This window comes from Cyanobacteriota bacterium, assembly GCA_025054735.1.
GTDB lineage: Bacteria > Cyanobacteriota > Cyanobacteriia > SKYG9 > SKYG9 > SKYG9.
Genome location: JANWZG010000257.1, coordinates 1 through 5,685 on the forward strand (window position 1 = coordinate 1; position 5,685 = coordinate 5,685).

General features: G+C 50.7%; 2 protein-coding genes. One reads left to right on the top strand and one right to left on the bottom strand.

The window, feature by feature from the left end:
* The first annotated feature begins 36 nt into the window (after window positions 1–36).
* Window positions 37–3,936 (top strand): ATP-binding protein, encoded by a 3,900-nt coding sequence (locus tag NZ772_12510; GenBank protein MCS6814372.1) that lies wholly within the window; start codon window positions 37–39, stop codon window positions 3,934–3,936.
* Here the strand turns inward: NZ772_12510 and NZ772_12515 are convergent.
* Window positions 3,866–5,685: Eco57I restriction-modification methylase domain-containing protein (locus NZ772_12515; GenBank protein ID MCS6814373.1), on the bottom strand; the 1,820-nt coding region annotated here is incomplete at its 5' end. The genes NZ772_12510 and NZ772_12515 overlap by 71 nt on opposite strands.

Here is a 5,685-nt window from a genome sequence, read left to right on the forward strand (position 1 = left end):
AGCAGCGATCTAATCGAGCATTTACCAGAGCTAGCGATGGTTTTAGGCTCACAGATGCCCTGCTCTTTTGCCGCGATCACACCCGGAGAAGACATCGGGTTTGGCATTCAACAGATCATCCAAGTGTTTTGCCAACCTGATCATCCACTGGTGCTGTTTCTCGACAATTTGCAATGGGCCGATGTGCAATCCTTAGAGCTAATCGAGCAACTCGTTAGCCGGTCACCGCTTCAGCACCTGTTGTTGCTGGGTGCTTATCGCAGCAATGAAATTGATCGTGATCATCCACTGCTCACGATGCTAATCAACGTACATGGGGCAGGCAATATTTATCACATTCCCTTAGAGCCATTGCTATTAGAGGACATTACTGATCTGCTGGCGGATACACTTCGTCAGAGCCATACGGCGGTGCAACCATTAGCCACGGTTGTAATGCAGAAAACGGCTGGCAGTCCCCTGTTTATCCATGAGTTTTTGCAGGAAATCCATCGGCAACACTTTATCCATTTTGATTTCGAGCGGCTGAACTGGACATGGGATTTGAAGTCGATCGCTGCCCTAAACACGACGGATAATCTCGTCGATTTAGCCATTAATAAACTCACTAAGTTACCTGCCTCCACGCAACAAATTTTGCAATCTGCGGCTTGTCTAGGCACCCAGTTTGACGTAATGCTGCTGGCAGAAATTCAACAGCGGTCTCTCAGTGATGTCACTCAGGACTTACACCCGGCGGTGCAGGATGGTCTTGTTTTGCCAGTGTCAGAGTCGGAAGGGAGTGGCCAACCTGCTGGCTCTACCCATCTCTCGACAAGTCAGTATCGATTTCTACACCAACGGGTGCAGCAGGCAGCCTATGGTCTAATTCCCATGGGCGATCGGGCAATACTCCATCAACAGGTTGGTCGCATTCTCTTAGCAGCAACTCCGGCATCTGCGTTTCACGACAATTCCTTTGAGATTCTTAACCACTTGAATCTGGGGGCTGAGTTACTGACCGAAACTAGCGATCGCATGGAACTGGTGCACCTTAACCTGCTCACTGGGCGCAAAGCCTCGTCAGCCGGACAATATGCCCTAGCAACTCGATACTTTAACACTGCCCTTAAGCTGTTGCCCACTAACGGTTGGCAGATTGATTACGACATCACCCTAGAGGTTCACAACGAGGCTGCCATAGCAAACTTTTTGGCCATGAATCTGCAAATGGCCATTGACTTGACAGGGGTGGTTTTTCACCGTGCCACTACCTTGCTGGATCAGGTGACAGCCTGCGAAATCAGTCTTCGTTGTTTTGTGGCCCGATCGCAGTTTCGAGAAGCACTTGACTTAGCATTGGCGCTGCTAGATCAATTTGGTGTCTTGACCGATAGCCCTCTGCCCAATCTAAGTCCACCAGAGATGCAGGCTGTACTTAAGATTCTGCGGTGGGTACTTCCTGTAGCCCAAGCAGTTGATCCGTCGGTTTATACTCACATGCATGACATGGTGACCACATGGTCAGCGGAGCTTGCCTCAATCTCATCCACCCATGACCTGGAGCAACCACTACTGTTACCTAGCATCCAGCGCAACCAGCCGATAGCTGCTCTGTGTACCGAGTTGAAGGCTGCTATCCAACGAGAGCTAAACAGTGGCCACCCGGAGTTTGCAGCCCGTTATGCCGTGGATTATTGCTATTACTTGATTTGGAGTGGAGAGTCCCTGGAGACGATCGCCAATGACTATGAGCAGCAGCGCACCTTGTTGCGTACCCTAAAGCAGTCTTTCTATGAGTCGTGGTTAGCCCCTTGGCAGCAAGTGATTCACAACCTCGTCCATAGCACTGATCGCCCCCAATACCTGAAGGGCAGCTACTTCAACCCTACGATCGCTCTGCCAGAGTTTGAAGCCCAAGGCAACCTGACACTGCTATGCTTGACCTATCTGGCGCAGACGTATTTAGCCTATGTGCTGGGCGATTACCCTGAAGCCTTAGCTTGCATTGCCTTAGTCAGAGACTACCGTGCAGGCTTACCCAGTGACTACATGAGTACCTATCAAATCTTGGATGGTTTGGTGACTTTGGCGCATGGTGTTCAAGCCAGCCCTGATGAACAGGCAAGGATTATTGCCTATGGCTTAGAACTACAGACTATAGGTCAGCAATGGCTGAGTGACGATCCAGATTATTTCCAAGGTTGGCTTGACCTGTTACATGCCGAGCTAGCTGGCATTCAGGCTGATATTTTGACGGCTATGGAGTATTACGATCGTGCTCTGCATGCTGCTCATGTGGCTAAACTGCCACAACAAGAAGCGATCGCAGCTGAGCGAGCTGCTGCGTTTTATCAGCGCTTGGGGCGACAGAGCATTGTGCTTACCTATCTGCGACGAGCCTACGACAGTTACTATCGCTGGGGTGCCACTACCAAAGTGCATCAGCTAGAAGCCATTTATCCCCAACTGTTGACCTTATCTGGCCCCCTACCAGACAGCTACTCACTCGTAACTATCTCTAACACTAGTGGGACGAGGCTCCTGGACTTTTCTACGGTGCTCAAGGCATCCCAAGTGCTGACCAGTGAGATTATCCTCGATCGACTGCTGGAAAAAATGATGCAGATTGCCATTGAAAACGTTGGTGCTGAGTGGGGTGCCCTCCTGCTGGAACAGGATGGCCGGTGGACGATCGCCGCCTCTGGAGACTCTGATTATGTGACGGTGTTGCCTACCCGATCAGAGTTGGATACATCGCCACCATCCCCCATGTTGCCCCAAGCAATTTTGAACTACGTCCTCAGAACTCGCACCCATGTTGTGCTAGAAGATGCTTCCCATAGCGAGCAGTTCACCAATGATATTTACATTCAAACCTATCGCCCCAAGTCACTGCTGTGTACACCGCTAATTCACCAAGGAAAACTCAGCGGCATTCTATACCTGGAAAATAACTTGACCATTGGTGCCTTTACGCCTGATCGCCTCGAAGTTTTGCAGATGTTGTCTTCTCAATTAGCTATCTCTATTGACAACGCCCAGCTCTATGCCAATCTGCACCAATTCAACCAAAACCTGGAAAATCTGGTCAAAGAGCGCACCCAGGAGCTATCCCTGACTCTAAGCAATCTGCAAGCTGCCCAAAGTCAACTGGTAGAAGCCGAAAAGATGGCTGCCTTGGGGGGACTTGTAGCTGGGGTTGCCCATGAAATTAATACCCCGATCGGGATTGGTGTAACAGCTGCTTCTTTGTTGGCTGATCGTACTGCCAAGTTTGTAGAAACCTATCGCAGTGGCAAAATGAAGCGATCAGATCTGGAAGCATTTCTAGACCTTGCCAGCCAGAGCAGCGCTATGATTTTGGCTAACTTGAACCGGGCTGCTGACCTCATCCACAGCTTTAAGCAGGTAGCAGTTGACCAGTCAAGTGAAGAGCGCCGTCAGTTTAACCTACGCACATACCTCGACGAAATTCTGCTCTCCCTGCGTCCCAAGTTGAAGCCAACTAAACATCAGGTCACGATCGCCTGTCCAGATGACCTGATGCTTGACAGCTATCCGGGGGCCTTCTCGCAAATTATCACCAACCTAGTGATTAATTCCCTAGTGCATGCCTATGGGCCTGGTGAGCAAGGTAACATCGCCATCTCCGTGCAGACTAGTCATGAGCAGTTAACCTTGAGCTACAGTGATGACGGATGTGGCATTAGTCCTGACCATTTGCACAAAATCTTTGACCCCTTTTTTACTACACGGCGCGGACAGGGTGGCAGTGGCTTAGGGTTACACATTGTCTATAACCTGGTTACGCAAAAGCTGGGTGGAACGATTCACTGTCAAAGCCAATTGGGAGAGGGCACCACATTTGTGATCACTGTGCCCCTTAGTTTGGGCAATAAAGCTGAGTCACCAGTTGATTCATCGCCCAGTCAAGGTACTGCTGCTGGGGAGTAGGCTGTGGGTCTTGAGGGGCAAACTGGCTTACCTGCCAACGGTGCTGGGCATAGGACACTAGCAGGCGGTGGCGATCGTTAGCAGGCTCGTAGGGAACGATAGGTAGCGATCGCAGATAGGCAGCACCAACCCGCAGGTAGCCCCCTCGTAAACAGTCACCCCCAAATACCCGCCGATAGTAATCTCTCAGAAATTTGCTATTCAGCAACGCTAGTAGATAGAACAAGTTGGCGGCTGAACAGATGATTATGGTAGACTTGCCAGCTACCAACTGACCTAGGGGATCAATCGCGCATTCCAGCACTTGGCTCAAACCAGCAATGATCAACTTGGGTTGGATAGCTTGGCATTGTCGGCGTGGTGATAGACAGCGGAGATTGACCACAGGGCGCAAGTAGGTGGTTTTAAGATAGCGCATAGGCTTGCGTCCCCAGAGATGACAATAGGGGTCGATCGTGCCACTGTTGATTATGGGTAACCAGTTTGATGCATTTTCTGGATGCAAAATATTGCCATCTTGATTGCCATCTTGCCAATATAGACTTCTAGGATCCGATAGGTCTTGAATATGAGGTTGGATTTGGTAAGCTTCGGCAACGGTTGCTGCGCTAGACACCTCTGCTAGGTCTGCTAGGGTGGGCAGTGTGACTTGAAGCTGATGTATTGTCTGAGATGTCTGACTAGGGATATGGAATGACCAGAAATGCCGGGGATGGGAAACAGCACTATGGTCTAGATAACGTTGCTGAATGCAGACGATCGTTCCCCTAGCGGTCTGGTGCATTTGCTCGTAGCAGACGGTGGTTACAGCACTGGGCAATTTCTGGGCAACGTACACGACAGGATAGACAGCCACAGGAAATATCGGAATGCGGCTGTAGTCTTGCAGCAAGATCAATCGACAGGCGTGGGTGAGCATGTGGCGAGTAGCCGCTGCATAGGGAGCCGACAGTAACTTATTAGGCACGATGAGACTGGTTAGCCCACTTGGTTTGCAGAGGGCTATGGAGCGCTCAATGAACAGACAGAACAAATCCCAATTGCCCACAGCCGTTTGATAATAAGCATTGCAGTAAGCCCGGAATTCAGGCTGATAGGCCTGCATGAGCACTGAGTCTACATAGGGTGGATTGCCAATCACAAGGTCAAACCCTGCCGTGGCAGCAACTTCCGGAAATTCCTGTGCCCAGTGAAAAGGGGTAGACGGCGAGGTACTAGGAATAGGAGCAGCAAAGTCGGCACCAATGATGGCATTACCCAATTTGATGCGATCGTGAAGGCTAAGAGAGCACGCCTCAGAACATGCTTGGCTTTCACGCTGCAACTCATTGAATAGCGCTTGTTGGGTAGCCCTAACAGCATGGGGGTCAACATCTACCCCATAGCAACTGTCCCATAGTAGCCGCTGGCACTCTGCTGGTGTCAAATGTCCCGTACCATCGGCATGCAGAGTTAACACGGTAGGGGGGGCACCGTGAGCTAAATACCAGGTGCGGTGCCAGTCCAACAGATAGCGATAGGCTCTGGTGAGAAATATACCCTGTCCACAGGCTGGCTCCAAAATCCGCAGGGGAGCTTGTCTGAGACAATCGGGTGTTTTGCCCTGGAGGAGTTGCCCCAAGGTTGCTGCTAGCATGATATCCACAACATGGTCAGGGGTGGAATAGACACCACCTAACTTGCGCCAGGGGACATTAGCATTCACCGAGTCGATCACAGCAACGTTTACCGAGCCGATCGTCGTCGATT

What these genes read in the sequence shown, in the direction of transcription:
- NZ772_12510 (MCS6814372.1), top strand. Translation starts at nt 37, where the DNA reads ATGGTTTTAGGCTCACAGATGCCCTGCTCTTTTGCCGCGATCACACCC.